This is a genomic window from Paenibacillus sp. FSL K6-2393 (assembly GCF_038002545.1).
Taxonomy (GTDB): Bacteria; Bacillota; Bacilli; order Paenibacillales; family Paenibacillaceae; genus Paenibacillus.
On sequence record NZ_JBBOCU010000001.1, the window covers coordinates 5,790,117 to 5,803,050 of the forward strand.

General features: G+C 46.9%; 11 protein-coding genes. 2 read left to right on the forward strand and 9 right to left on the reverse strand.

Features of this window, described 5'->3' with window-relative positions:
* The 5 genes from MHI14_RS25755 to MHI14_RS25775 all read right to left on the reverse strand — a co-directional run bounded on the left by MHI14_RS25755 (position 1) and on the right by MHI14_RS25775 (position 5,627).
* Positions 1–1,371 (reverse strand): ABC transporter permease, encoded by a 1,371-nt coding sequence (locus MHI14_RS25755; RefSeq protein ID WP_341131536.1) that lies wholly within the window; start codon positions 1,369–1,371, stop codon positions 1–3.
* Between the two features lie 18 nt (positions 1,372–1,389).
* Complete coding sequence (locus tag MHI14_RS25760; protein WP_105600927.1) at positions 1,390–2,073, reverse strand: ABC transporter ATP-binding protein; 684 nt, start codon at positions 2,071–2,073, stop codon at positions 1,390–1,392.
* A gap of 217 nt (positions 2,074–2,290) precedes the next feature.
* Positions 2,291–3,454, reverse strand: a complete 1,164-nt coding sequence (locus MHI14_RS25765) for a hypothetical protein (protein WP_341131537.1) — start codon at positions 3,452–3,454, stop codon at positions 2,291–2,293.
* Entirely contained in the window at positions 3,451–4,917 is a 1,467-nt protein-coding gene (locus tag MHI14_RS25770) for a sensor histidine kinase (RefSeq protein WP_091034335.1), read from the reverse strand. Before MHI14_RS25770 ends, MHI14_RS25765 begins: the two co-directional genes overlap by 4 nt.
* Positions 4,914–5,627, reverse strand: coding sequence for a response regulator transcription factor (locus tag MHI14_RS25775; protein ID WP_036606313.1), 714 nt, complete (start codon positions 5,625–5,627; stop codon positions 4,914–4,916). The genes MHI14_RS25770 and MHI14_RS25775 overlap by 4 nt, the downstream gene beginning before the upstream one ends.
* A gap of 215 nt (positions 5,628–5,842) precedes the next feature.
* Between MHI14_RS25775 and MHI14_RS25780 the strand changes: the two genes are divergently transcribed.
* Both MHI14_RS25780 and MHI14_RS25785 read left to right on the forward strand, forming a co-directional pair.
* Positions 5,843–6,319 carry an RNA polymerase sigma factor gene (locus MHI14_RS25780; protein ID WP_091034338.1) on the forward strand — a complete coding sequence of 159 codons (477 nt, stop codon included), beginning with the start codon at positions 5,843–5,845 and terminating at the stop codon, positions 6,317–6,319.
* 221 nt (positions 6,320–6,540) lie between these two features.
* On the forward strand, positions 6,541–9,327 hold the full coding sequence (locus tag MHI14_RS25785; protein WP_445670379.1) for a DUF5689 domain-containing protein: 2,787 nt from the start codon (positions 6,541–6,543) through the stop codon (positions 9,325–9,327).
* A gap of 502 nt (positions 9,328–9,829) precedes the next feature.
* Here the strand turns inward: MHI14_RS25785 and MHI14_RS25790 are convergent.
* From MHI14_RS25790 to phnC, 4 genes are all read right to left on the reverse strand, one after another.
* Entirely contained in the window at positions 9,830–10,090 is a 261-nt protein-coding gene (locus tag MHI14_RS25790; RefSeq protein ID WP_105600932.1) for a hypothetical protein, read from the reverse strand.
* Between the two features lie 315 nt (positions 10,091–10,405).
* Positions 10,406–11,212 (reverse strand): phosphonate ABC transporter, permease protein PhnE, encoded by an 807-nt coding sequence (gene phnE, locus MHI14_RS25795; RefSeq protein WP_017690380.1) that lies wholly within the window; start codon positions 11,210–11,212, stop codon positions 10,406–10,408.
* Complete coding sequence (gene phnE / locus MHI14_RS25800; RefSeq protein WP_105600934.1) at positions 11,209–12,060, reverse strand: phosphonate ABC transporter, permease protein PhnE; 852 nt, start codon at positions 12,058–12,060, stop codon at positions 11,209–11,211. Before phnE (MHI14_RS25800) ends, phnE (MHI14_RS25795) begins: the two co-directional genes overlap by 4 nt.
* Positions 12,057–12,854, reverse strand: coding sequence for a phosphonate ABC transporter ATP-binding protein (phnC, locus tag MHI14_RS25805; protein ID WP_062837418.1), 798 nt, complete (start codon positions 12,852–12,854; stop codon positions 12,057–12,059). Before phnC ends, phnE (MHI14_RS25800) begins: the two co-directional genes overlap by 4 nt.
* Between the last annotated feature and the right edge of the window lie 80 nt (positions 12,855–12,934).

Below are 12,934 nucleotides of genomic sequence, written 5' to 3' on the forward strand. Positions count from 1 at the left end.
TTACATTGATTTGATCACAGTTAATGCATTGGTCCGAGATGCGCTGATTGCCGGATATATACCCGATACAATGCCAACCAGAACAGCAAAAACGATGCCAAGTGGCAGAGCCGACTGCTGAATAACGACGGTCATCGGACCATTCATCTGATCTGCCATCTGACTCGCCAGCAGACTGTTCACCCCGTCGAGGGCAGCAAAGGCGATCCCCACACCAGCTATGCCGCCCATTAATCCAAGCATCGCTGCTTCTGTAATAAACATCTGACGGATCTGCCACAGATTTGCGCCCAGCACCTTCATCACACCAATCTGTTTACGACGCTGATGCGTGGACATAATCATCGCTACAATAATGGATAATGAGGCCAACAGCATGATAAAACCACCGATCCCCAATGCCGCTTTTTGGTACATCGCCAATTGACCTGCCATCGCTTCCTCTTGGAACAGATTACTCTGTGTGTTTAACGTCAGCTTTTTAATCTGTTCTTCCACCTGGGATACATAACGTTTGTCCTCAAACTTGACCAGAGCCGAGTTAAGATGTTTGGCCGCACTGCTGTCGGCCTGCTGTAATCCAAGCTCATCCTGCAATGCACGAGCTGTATCGAGCGGCAGAAATACCTTTTTATCATTTTGAGCACTCATCTCATCCATGTTGGAAGGCTTCGTCAACTCTCCAGACACGCGTATAGAGCCACTCATTTTGGTTTTGCTCGCATTTGCATAATCTTCATATCGGAACTGAACCAGCTGCTGAACCAGCTGATCCTGCTTGGCGGACATTTCCGTAAACTGTTCCAAAAGCTCGTTGTTATATGGATCAGCATTCAACTGCTCAAATAACTTCTGAGTTACTTTGGGGTCCACGAGTCCAAATGCAGCCCCATAACTGGTTACCGCCATACGACCATCCTCTGCCCCACGTCCCTCAGCATACTTGTATCCAAACCCGCCCAGGGTCTCCAGCTGGGTACCAATGACCTCAACATACGTGCTACGACCATCCGGAAGCACCATTTCCAGCGAATCCAGCTTTAACATGGGAGCCACGGCAACAACATGGGGTAGTCTTTGGATAATCTGAATCTTTTCCAACGTCAATGCTCCCCGTTCAAACTTCGATGTCTGACCATTCCCCTTGCCGTTCCCAGTACGTATGCCTTCATTGGGTGTAATCGTGATTTCATCCATCTTGTAATTGTCGTTCAATGTTTTCTCGCTATAGGTCTGTACGGACTGCCCCACGCTAAGTGCAATGATCATGGCGGCAGAGCCGATGGACAGCCCCATCATGCACAGCAGTGTGACCATTTTTCTGCGAATGATCTGTCCCCAGGCCATACGTGCTACATCCAGTATTCTCACATTTCCTCTCCTTTTGCCTCAAACATCCCTTACAGCTTCTTCGACCAATATTCCATGTTGTAGTGTAAGCACAACTTGCATCTGCTCCGCGACCTCTGCTTCATGTGTCACAATGACAAAGGTTGTATTCATATCCCGGTTAAGCTGCTGCAAAATCGCAATAATCTCTTCCTCCGTCTCGGTATCCAGATTCCCGGTAGGCTCATCTGCAAAGATCACCGAGGGTTCGGTAATGAGCGAGCGTGCAATACTGACACGTTGTTGTTGACCGCCCGACAACTGGGACGGGAACAAGCTTGCTTTTTCACCCAGTCCAACCTGTTCCAACAGCTTCAATGCTTTTGCTTTGCGTTTCGAAGGGCTTATCCCCATAAACACCAAGGGTAACTCTACATTTTCCCGGATCGTAAGATTGGACAGCAGCTCATAGGATTGAAAAATAAACCCGATATGACTACGCCTGAACTCAGCCAGGCGATTTTCACTGAAACGTACAATATCTTGTCCCGCAATTAGAATCTTGCCCTGATCCGGTTTCATCAGCCCCGCCATCAGATTCAGCAGTGTGGATTTGCCCGAACCAGAACTGCCCAGCAGGGCTACCATCTTGCCTTCTCCAATCGTCAGGTTGATATCCTGAAGCACCGGCACGGTTCCCTGGCCATTGCGGAACGAGTGGGATAATTGTTCAACTTGAAGCATTACTACATGTCTTCCTTTCTACTTGCTAAATATGTACAGAGGTTGTTCAAAAAGATTCGCGTAGCACATTTCTATTTAATTATAGGGTGGAGATGTATCCGGGCTGACCGGAGTTGTATCCAACTTGTAACATGTCATAACAAAAAGACCTTGTCCACAGAGCAGATATCGCCAGCTCCATCAGACCAAGGTCTTATATTCGTATGCCTTCCGCAGCTTACCAGGCTCTGAAACTAAAGCGGTACATCTCACTTTTATCCATCGTGCTGCCCACTGCAAATAGCTCATCGTCTTTCCATTTCAGATTGATGAAGTTATCAATATTGCGGTAGATCACCGTATCCGACGAAAGCTTGCTGTCATTCAGGTAGGCAATATGCAACTCATTCTTCAGATTCTGATTATCCATTGGATGAAAGTAAGCGATTCGCGATTCATCTGCATCCAGTTCGAAGTTCCAGATGGAACCTTGTAATACCAGATCATACTGCTCCTGCGCTGCTCGATACCGATACAGCCCCTGTACCTTATTCATCGTTCCCTGGATGAGCATATCACCATTTTTCAACAACTTGAATTGTTGAATGTCTTCCATTGCAGCATACGCCTTCACTTCATGCTCGTCCTCAAGCGATACACGATAGATGGCATAATTGTCTTTCAGCATCACCAGCATATAAAACTGCTTCAGATCTTCACTGACCTGCAATACATCCATCACGATAAACGTATCACTCGAACCCTTCCCTTGTCTTGGTCCTGTGAACATGCCCATTAGCTCATCATACGTGTAGATGACTTGATTCGTCCCCTTGCTCAGATCAACCTGTTTAAATGAAAGATCATCCTGACCGATGTAGGATTCGTTCCCTGTAAACACTCTATAATACGAGTTGTCGTTCGGAAGCTTGCGACGTTCCCCGCTCTCAATCACATACTCATATGTCGTCTTCTGCGCCTGCCCCGCCCGGTACTGGGAGTAGATGATTTTCTTGTGATCCGGGCTAATCGCAACGCCATAATCCGTATTACTCGCAATACTCTTCACTTCATTATCATCCAGATGCAGGAGAGACAGCTGAAGCCCGGAATAGGAGGATTCCAGTTGATTTAATATAATCGTGTTCCGATCTACCACTTCAAAATCAAAGATTGCAAAGTCATTCGGAATCTTGGTAGCTGACTCGATCTGAATCGTACTACTCGGTGGCGGTGCCAGACGGCTATTGAATTGCTCACTTGGCAAAATTACGGTTCGTGGCTTGAGATTTCCGATACTGAACAGGCTGCCAATTCCGAATATTCCCCCGACAAATGCGATCAACAGCCCTGACAGCATCAATCTGTCGCGGTTTTTACGCCAAAATCCGGGATGTCTCATGCGTTCATTTCCCCCGGAAGACTGATATTTACTTGTGTCCCTTGCCGCATGATGCTCTTCATCTCCACTGTTCCTCCATGACGCTCAACGATGTTCTTCACAATAGACAGACCCAGCCCGGCACTGCCTTTCTCGGCCCTGTTGATTCCTTTATCCTGGTAAAAGGGTTCAAATACATGCTGGAGCGCTTCAGCACCGATTCCTTCTCCCTGATCACGGATCACAATAGCAATGGAATCACCTAACCGGAAGGATTGCACTTCGATGATGGAGTTCACATCACTGTACTTGACCGAGTTATCCAGAACGTTGAGGAAGACCTCCTTCAGCTTATCACGATCTCCCTGTAGATACTGATGTTCCTCCAGCTCATAATGAATGCCTATATTGTACTTACTGGCCTTAATCGACATATCCTCGCAAGCTTCACGGATAATATCGGATACATCGATACGTTCGAATCGGTACGCCTGAATGACCGCAGACGAGACCGAAACCTCCAGAATATCCGCAACCATCGTGTTGAGACGCTGGCTTTCTTTGATAATATAATTCATGCCTTTGTCAAAAAAGTCCTGATCGGTAAATCCGTTATCCCGCAAAATCTGGGCGTACCCCAGAATCGTCGTTAGTGGTGTCTTCAATTCATGTGTCACATTGTCAAAAAAAACTTTGCTTCTCGCCTGTACTTGCTTCACTTCGTCCCGCTCTCGCTCAATCACATCAATCTGCTCCCGAACCCGATCAATCATGACGGTGAAGCTTGAAGCCAATTCACCAATTTCATCTTTGGTTGTAATCTGAATGTCCGCATTCAGACTTCCCTGGGCCACTTCCGCAGAACGTTTTGTCAGTACACGGATAGGTTGCGTAATTTTCCGGGAAATAAAGATGGATGCGATAAATACAAATACGAAAATAACCGCTGCAAAAAACTTGATCGTATTTTGAAAACGAAGGTTCCGTTTGAACAATTCCGTGTAATCCTTCTTCATCTGTACAATTCCAATCAATTGTTGATCCATCTGGAGCGGGAAGGACAGACTGGCTGTGACCCGGCCCTTATCCACAACTGTGGTGTAAGCAATCCGGGAATGTATGGCTTCCTCCACATCAGGATGGTCAGACCGCTTAGCAACGTTAACCTCGCTGCCAACAGATCCGTATGGCGAAGCATCGGGGCCATATACTACAATCTCCCCACCAACGGCTGATCCAATCTGCTCCGCGAGCTCGCGACTCCCTGCTTCAAGCGAGTCTCTGCTCATGCGTTTGTTATGTATCAGGAAGTACTGATTCAGCGCGATGTCCAGATTTCTTTTGGATTGCACCATATCCTCATGCACTTCCCGGTACATATTCTCCTGAGCTACCTTATTGGACAGAATCAACAGGACGGAGAATCCGATAAATACAATGACCGAGAATAGCACCACCATTTTGAACTGGATCGTCCACTTCATGTCTGTACCTGAATATTCAGCTTGTACCCCACTCCGAATACCGTTTCAATCATCGAAATGCCTTGCACACCACTATCCAGTTTCTTGCGAATCCGTTGCACATGAATGTCCACCGTTCGGGTATCCCCTGCAAAATCAAATCCCCATACCTTATCCAGCAGTTCAGAACGTGTATGAACCTTACGATGATGGGTCACGAGAAATAACAAAAGATCATATTCTTTATTCGTGAGTCCTGCCCGTTCCCCGTCTTTCCACACTTCCCGTTCATCCTTGCGGATCTCAATATGCTTGCCTAGCCTTACCACCTCATAGGACTGATTCTCCAGTGTCTCGCTGATCAGATCAATCCGGCGAAAAATCGCCCGAATGCGCGCAACCACCTCACGGATATCAAAAGGCTTCGTGATATAATCATCCGCCCCAAGCTCCATGCCAAGTACCTTGTCCAGCATGTCCGACTTTGCAGTGATCATGATGACAGGTATCTTGGAGTTCACAGATAGTTGCCTGCACACATCAAAACCGCTCATATCTGGCAGCATCAGATCCAGCAGGATCAGATCCGGCTTCGAATCCCGAAGCAGATCCAGACCCTCTTTTCCCGTAGCTGCTTCCTTGATCTCAAATCCTTCCTTACGTAACGAATAGGACAGTATATCGCGAATGGACTCCTCGTCCTCAATAATTAAAATCTCTTTTTGTCTCATGATACCTTCGTAATCTCCCTGCTCTATGAATTTCCTTCATCTGCCTATATTTTGTATCCCAAGCCGTATGCTTGAATAGAGGGAAGCACGAAATGTTACAACTCCGATACAACTCTGAACCTTTTGGAAACAACATCCCGATATACTTGGATCATAAGAGACTCATACCAGACCGGACCCAAGCCTGATTTTTATCCAAGGGGGATTCACATCATATGAACAGCACACTAATTAATGATGCTTATGTCAACTATAAATCAGAAATCACAAGGTATCTATCCCATATCGTCAAACAACCGCAAGACGCAGAAGATCTGGCACAGGATTGTTTCATTCGACTAATGAACGTTACCGTGGATATCCCTGAAGACCGCATTCTCTATTATCTCAAACGCATTGCCCGTAACCTGGCGATGGACAGCTTCCGCAGGCGAACCCGTACACTCAGACGAGACAGCCGTCTGGAGGTACCTACCCATCACGTCGATACACCCCACCTTGAAATTAGCGAAGGTGTTCATGATCTTGTCTCCCATATTAACAACACCGAACATCGTAAAATATTAGAACTTCGCCTCATCCATGGATACTCTATTAAGGAAACGGCAGAGCTGGTGAATCGCAGTGAAGGCATGATTAAATCCTCTGTCTTCCATGCCGTCAATCGAATTCGGGCCAAAGTCATCTCATAAGAGATGGCTTTTTCTTTACGAAAAATCATTAGTGACGGCGGATGGAAGTGTTAAGACAGGATCGAATTACCTATGGATATGTCAAAAGACCCAATTTTACAAATATCGAGTTAATTTTTACAAATTGTTATGACTATGTGAGATTTTCATGTGGTAGAATATGGACGAACTCATGAATCAACTAATATTTGGGAGGGATTTGGTTGGGTAAATTAACAGGTATGCGAGGAGTATTTTTAAAATCACTCCTGGCATTGTCCATGGCTTTGCCGCTTCAGATCGGATTATGGAACGGAGATGCATCGGTTCATGCGGAAGGACCGACAGACCCGGCACCGTTCATCCAGGCAAAGGTTGTGAACCAAAATGCAGGTAAAAAAGTATTGTTCGACAACTCTCACGGCCAAACGGCTGGAGCTGCAGACTGGGTCATTGATGGAGGTTTCTCCGACTTCGGGAATGCACTCGCGAATGATGGTTATTATGTCAAAGAACTTCGCAAGACAACTCCATTTACCTATGATGATCTGAAAGAGTATAACGTATTCGTTATTGCAGAGCCTCAAATTCCTTTCAAAACATCCGAACAAGCAGCACTCAAACAATATGTTGAAACGGGTGGCAGCATCTTTTTTGTTGGAGATCACTATAATGCCGACCGTAACAAAAACCGCTGGGATGGCTCTGAAGTCATCAACGGTTACCGTCGGGGAGCTTTTGAAGATCCAACCAAAGGTATGAGCACCGATGAGCGTAACTCGGATGCCATGCAAAATGTAACTAGCACGGACTGGTTGTCCGATAACTTCGGCGTACGTTTCCGCTATAACGCACTTGGCGATATCAACGCCAATATCGTTGTACCGGCAGATCAAGCCTTTGGCATCACAGAAGGGGTATCGGCTGTAGCCATGCACGCCGGTTCAACACTCGCAATTACCGATCCGGAAAAGGCAAAAGGTATTGTGTACCTGCCAAAAACCAACGCAAAATGGAATAACGCGGTGGACCAAGGTGTCTACAACGGTGGCGGGATTGAAGAAGGTCCTTACGTGGCTGTATCCAAGCTGGGCGCAGGTAAAGCTGCCTTCATCGGTGACTCCTCTCCAGTAGAAGATGCATCACCAAAATACTTGCGTGAAGAGACAGGCACACGCAAAACAACTTATGACGGTTTCAAAGAAGCCGATGATGCCGTGTTGCTCGTGAACACCGTAAACTGGCTCGCTACACAAGAGAACTACACAAGCCTAACTGAAGTGAACGGACTTGAACTGGACACAGCTACAGCGCTGCTGCCATTTGAAGAGCCAGCTGCTTCCACAGAACCACAGGCTGAACCTTGGGCCGCACCTGCTGCCGGATATAAGTGGTACGATCGTTCCACGTTTAAGGCTGGTTCTTATGGCGGACCTGCATCCAGCGCAAACGCTGCTTACAGCTTCGTGAAGCAGGATACACTTCCAAATGCAGAAGACTTCCAGATTCGTGTAGTTGTGGAGAATATGGCTCCAAACACAACCGTATCCGGTTATAGTGCCGGTATCTATCTGACTGGCGGAACACAGGTCGCCATGATCCAGAATGAAAGTGGTACATGGCCAACTTCGTACGGCTATAGCTCCACATTCAGTGTAACCTCGGACAGCCAAGGTCGCGGGATCAAAGACCTGAACGTCCGTATTAAACCGGGTACAACTGGTGCTGCCAGCTTGCGTCTGCGTCTGAATGGCAGCAACCTGATCACCAATGCCGTGACTGTTGGCAATGTGCCAGCAGAACAGCTTCCAGAAGAAGAAGGACCGATTCCAGCAGCTATCACTGTTGCTGAAGCACGCACCAAAGCGGTTGGCACTACCGTAACTATCGAAGGTGTTGTGACGACAGAACCTGGTGCATTTGGTGGACAAGCCTTCTATCTTCAAGATGAAACTGCTGGAATCTACGTATTCCAGCATACTAGCGGCTTCCATGCTGGTGACAAGGTGAAAGTAACGGCAGCAACAACCATCTATAACAGCGAGTTCGAGCTTACGGATATCGTTGCGATTGACAAAACAGGTACGGCTGCCGTACCTGCTCCAATCGAAGTTACAGCAATTACAGATGCGAACCAGGGTCAACTGGTTCAACTGAAAGATGTAACGATCGAGAATATCATCAGTGCTACACCAGTTGGATCTTTTGAATTTGACGCGGTAGCAGCAGATGGCACAAGCACACATATCCGTGTAGACACCCGTACAGGTGTGACGGAGACTGCCTTCCCTTATGCTGCTGGTGACAAAATCGATATCACAGGCGTTTCCGCTATTTTCAAAGACGTATATCAATTGAAACCTAGAAGCTTGAATGATTTTGTACCTGCTGAAGATCAAGGTGGAGGCGAACTGCCTTCCACTCCAGCTGCGGGAGCACCGGGTAAACCGGTGCTTTCCTCTGATAGTGGATATACAACCGGCCTGTTCGAAGGTTCGTATAACGTAAGCATGAACCTCTGGTGGGGCGAAAATGGTTCCGAGTACAAGCTGTATGAGAACGGCGTTCTGATCGATACACAGAAGTTGACTGCGGCTTCACCATCGGCTCAGTCCTCGAAAACCGCCATTACAGGTAAAGCCAACGGCACGTATACCTACGTAGCTGAGCTGACCAATGACAAAGGCACAACACGCAGTGACGAGCTGACAGTTCAAGTAACGAACGCTGCTCCCGGGAAAGCGAACTTGTCCCAAAACAACTGGGATGGTGACGGCAACTACAACGTATCCATGAACCTCTGGTGGGGTACAAACGCTACTGAATACCGTCTCTATGAAAATGATGTTCTGATTGATACACAAACATTGAAAGCTGCTACACCAGCTTCTCAAAGTGCTACAACGGAATTGTCCGGTCGTGCTAACGGAACGTATACGTACCGTGCTGAGCTGATCAACGCCGCAGGCGTAACCAGCATCGAGTCAATTACGGTTCAAGTAACCAAAGCGTTGCCTTTGGCTAGCTAAGTCTCAGCTAAGAAGCCTAACGTTTAACCAAGCAACTAAAAAACCGAAACCAACATTGCCTGATTCACAGGGCAACATGGTTTCGGTTTTTTAGTTGAAAGCACATATGTCGGTAAAACGGGTGAAGTGGTCACGTTTTTTTTGACAATCGTGCATGTAGAACCTCTCCCCAGAAAGTAGACACTTGCAGCATTAATGATAGTTATGCCGCTTCAGCCTTTCCAGATTGCTGCACTTCCTAGGCGCTAACGAACCTGACAGATCTTATTCGGCCATTTTGGCCAAATTATAGAATCTAACGAACCTCAGCATCGCTATTGAGCTACATTTCAGTTCCCAAAGGATCAAATCGGACAAAACGCAACATATAACGTCACTACGATTCGTTAGAATTCCAGTGATGCCTTATGAGGCATTATAAGAACTCTCAGGTTAGTTAGCCCACCTCCTGCAAAATACGCTACATGGTTTAAATCCCTTAGCGAAGATGTAGAGCGCCTGTTCATTTCAATCGTTCCGGCTCATTCCATTTCTTCCAACCTAGAATACTGTTCCATACAGCAGCATAAACAGCTAGGGTGGCAACACTGATGACAAAAATCCAGTTTATGTTGGGATACGGATAACTTCTTCCCGTGAAAACGATCAGAATTGCACTAAGTCCAATATTCTCTATGTTATGTTTTTTAAACTTCTGAAAGATCATTCTGTACAGTAGTAGGAGTACCATAAACCCAATCCATATAAAATAAAATGTTTTCATAGGTCACCTTCCTTTTAAAAACTCACTTCTTGTATGGATATCTAAGAGTAGTATTAATTAATATCCTTAATTCCCTTTATATAGAAACCTATTAATATTACATGTAATTGGAAAATAATTCAATCATTTTTATAGATATTCTTGGAACACTCTTATTCCTTAACGGTTAGCTGTGCAACAAGAACGCACCGTTGTTTTTTGCAGACAAAAAAAAAGACTATCCCTGCCAATATTCTGGCACCGAATAGCCCTCTCTTCTTCCGCTATCATCTAATCTTACTTTATCATCTAATATATTCTTAACGCCACATTAACCTACACCAATTTCTTACGGATATAACCCGAGATCAGGTCGATAATCGTGATCATCACGATTATACCCAGCAGGATTATACCTACTCGCGGCCAGTTCCGAGTGCTAAGTGCAAAGATCAGCGGTGTACCAATCCCCCCTGCTCCGATCACGCCCAGTATGGTCGCGGAACGTACATTAATCTCGAAACGATACAACGTATAGTTTAAGAATCCAGGCATAACCTGCGGCAGGATGGCAAACCACAACTGCTGCATGCGATTGGCTCCAGAGGCAAGCAGCGCCTCAGATGGGCCATAGTCGATATTCTCAACTTCATCTGCGTATAATTTACCCAACATGCCGATGGAGTGTAACCCAAGGGCGAGTACCCCTGCAAACGATCCGGGACCTACTGCTTTAATGAACAACAAGGCCATGATAATCTCAGGGAACGTGCGGATAAAGCTGAGTACCATTTTGCCTGCACCCGAGATGGAACGATGCCCACTCATGTTACGGGCAGACCAGAATGCAAACGGAATACAGAGCACAGCCGAGATCACGGTACCCAGCACGGAAATCGCCAGCGTATCCAACAGTCCGCGCAGCAAGTCTTCTCCCTCAGGCAGATATACAAAATCCCAGTCCGGTGAGAAAATTCCGGCGACAATGGCCTTCATAATCTGAGCAGCGGTTTCCTTGAACCCAGTAAACGGTACACCGGCAAGCGCCCAGACATACACAAGGATCAGCAGTAACACAATGACCCAGCGAAGCGGGTTCTTCCGTGGTTTAGGCCGGATGCGGCTTGTTTCATTTTTCATCATAGCAATTTCTCCCGCAGCTTAGTACTTACATAATCAATGATCAGAACGATGACGAGGGTAAACAGAATGATTACGCTGGTCTTGTCATACTCCAGGAATCCAAGTGTGGCCTCATAGTAGAGTCCAATTCCTCCGGCTCCCACCAGTCCGAGAATGGCAGCAGCACGTATATTAATTTCGAAGGCATACAGCACATAGGATGTGAACTGGGCAGCCAGTTGCGGCACTACGCCATATACAATGAGCTGAATCCGGTTCATACCAACAGCCGTCATCGCTTCCAGCGGCCCCTGATCAATGGTTTCCAGCGTCTCATAGGTCAACTTCGCAATCAGACCTATCGAGAACACAGCCAGTGCCAAGATTCCGGGGATGGGCCCCAAACCAAATACAGCAACAAACAAAGCAGCAAGCAACAGATCTGGCACGGTTCGAATCAGGTTCAGCAGAAAACGTGCCGGATAGTAAATCCAGCGACTTGGCATCAGGTTACCAGCACAGATGATCGAGACTGGTATCGCAATAATCGCACCAATGGTTGTCCCAATCAGGGCCATTCGGATCGTTTCCAGCATGCCTTGCACGATATTATCAAAGTAACTCCAACGGGGTGGGAACATTTCCTTTAGCAGATCCAACATGTTGGGAAAACCTTCAAACAACTCCGTGAAGCTGGCATCCGTCTGTTTGGCACTGGCCCACAGAAGGAGCAGAATGATCACTAAGGTGAGCAAATGTTTCGTACGCCCAGGCGGCTTCGGGCGATTCACAACCTGAGACGGGCTGGAACCAGGTTCCTTCCCTACTCCGCCTGAATTCTGAAGTGGAACGTTGGACTGCCCCTTCATACCACAACTTCTCCCTGCTCATGCACAGCCTGCTTGTCCAACAATTCGTCAGCCAGAATCGGTCTGCCGTATATTTCTGCAAAGCGCTCATCCGTCGCCTCTTCCACCGGACCGTCGAATACGACCTCGCCTGCTCTCAACCCGACAATACGGGTCGCATACTCTCTCGCCAGATCAATAAAGTGAAGGTTGACGATGGTCGTAATCCCAAGGTCTTGATTGATGCGTTTCAGGTCATCCATAACCTGCTTGGTTGTAAGCGGGTCAAGTGAAGCAACCGGTTCGTCGGCCAGTATGATTTTTGCTTCCTGTGCAAGTACACGAGCAATAGCGACACGCTGTTGTTGTCCACCAGACAACTGATCTGCACGGGAATAAGCTTTCTCCGAGATATTCACACGATCCAGTGCAGTGAATGCCAGTTCAATATCCTCTTTTGGAAAACGACCCAGAATGGTACGCATGGTGGAATGGTATCCAACCCGTCCAGCGAGTACATTACGTAGTACACTGGACCGTTTCACCAGATTAAAACTCTGGAAGATCATGCCGATGTCACGTCTGATCATGCGCAGCCGTTTGCCTTGTGCCTTCGTGATGGAACTTCCGTTAATCAGAATCTCGCCCTCACTAATGTCGTGCAGTCGGTTAATGGAGCGTAAGAGCGTTGATTTACCCGCACCGGACAGACCCACAACAGCAATGAATTCACCCTGCTCAAATTTCAGATTAATATTATCCAGGCCCTTGGTGCCGTTAGCGTAAGTTTTGGTAACGTTATGAAGCTCAATCATGACAATATCCTTCTTTCATTCATAATGATCAACCATACATGACTCCTTGTTATAATGGCACAAGCCAGCGCAGCGTAGAT

Bases quoted from the DNA above. Each gene is read 5' to 3' on its own strand.
- MHI14_RS25760 (WP_105600927.1), bottom strand. From the start codon at position 2,073: ATGCTTCAAGTTGAACAATTATCCCACTCGTTCCGCAATGGCCAGGGA.
- MHI14_RS25765 (WP_341131537.1), bottom strand. From the start codon at position 3,454: ATGAGACATCCCGGATTTTGGCGTAAAAACCGCGACAGATTGATGCTG.
- MHI14_RS25770 (WP_091034335.1), bottom strand. From the start codon at position 4,917: ATGAAGTGGACGATCCAGTTCAAAATGGTGGTGCTATTCTCGGTCATT.
- MHI14_RS25775 (WP_036606313.1), bottom strand. From the start codon at position 5,627: ATGAGACAAAAAGAGATTTTAATTATTGAGGACGAGGAGTCCATTCGC.
- MHI14_RS25780 (WP_091034338.1), top strand. From the start codon at position 5,843: ATGAACAGCACACTAATTAATGATGCTTATGTCAACTATAAATCAGAA.
- MHI14_RS25785 (WP_445670379.1), top strand. From the start codon at position 6,541: ATGCGAGGAGTATTTTTAAAATCACTCCTGGCATTGTCCATGGCTTTG.
- MHI14_RS25790 (WP_105600932.1), bottom strand. From the start codon at position 10,090: ATGAAAACATTTTATTTTATATGGATTGGGTTTATGGTACTCCTACTA.
- phnE (WP_017690380.1), bottom strand. From the start codon at position 11,212: ATGATGAAAAATGAAACAAGCCGCATCCGGCCTAAACCACGGAAGAAC.
- phnE (WP_105600934.1), bottom strand. From the start codon at position 12,060: ATGAAGGGGCAGTCCAACGTTCCACTTCAGAATTCAGGCGGAGTAGGG.
- phnC (WP_062837418.1), bottom strand. From the start codon at position 12,854: ATGATTGAGCTTCATAACGTTACCAAAACTTACGCTAACGGCACCAAG.